This is a genomic window from Allobosea sp., from assembly GCF_051860145.1.
GTDB lineage: Bacteria > Pseudomonadota > Alphaproteobacteria > Rhizobiales > Beijerinckiaceae > Allobosea.
Genome location: NZ_JBHYEM010000067.1, coordinates 1 through 506, shown reverse-complemented (window position 1 = coordinate 506; position 506 = coordinate 1). Strand labels below are relative to the sequence as shown.

1 protein-coding gene and 1 pseudogene are annotated in these 506 nt (G+C 66.6%); both read left to right on the top strand.

The window, feature by feature from the left end; translation table 11 throughout:
- Window positions 1-119 (top strand): annotated as a pseudogene (locus ACTIF2_RS27735) (myo-inosose-2 dehydratase); the annotation flags it as partial.
- 150 nt (window positions 120-269) lie between these two features.
- On the top strand, window positions 270-506 hold a 237-nt coding region (locus tag ACTIF2_RS27730), incomplete at its 3' end, for a 5-deoxy-glucuronate isomerase (protein ID WP_439500359.1).

Here is a 506-nt window from a genome sequence, read left to right as displayed (position 1 = left end):
ATTCCGGCTGGATCGTCGTCGAGGCCGAGCAGGACCCGAAGAAGGCCGAGCCCAAGACGTACGCCAAGCTCGGCCACGCCAATCTCAGCCGCTTCATCACGGAAGCGGGGCTGGGCTGACACCCTTCACAGCCCTCATCCTGAGGAGCCGCGAAAGCGGCGTCTCGAAGGATGGTTCAGGAGGCTCAGGAATCTTCTGGAGCACCCTTCGAGACGCGATCTTCGATCGCTCCTCAGGATGAGGGCTGAGTACGACAAAGGAGCCCACCCATGTCCCACCTCAAGATCCGCCCCTCCGACCGCCACGGCCTCGTGACCCGCGTCACGCCTGAGAGCGCCGGCTGGACCTATGTCGGCTTCGAGCTGCACCGGCTCAAGGCCGGCGAGAGCGTGGCTGCGGCGACGGGGGATCGCGAGGCCTGCCTCGTCTTCGTCACCGGCAAGGGCGAGGTTACGGCCGGCGGGCAGGAGCTTGGCACCCTCGGCCAGCGCATGTCGCCCTTCGAG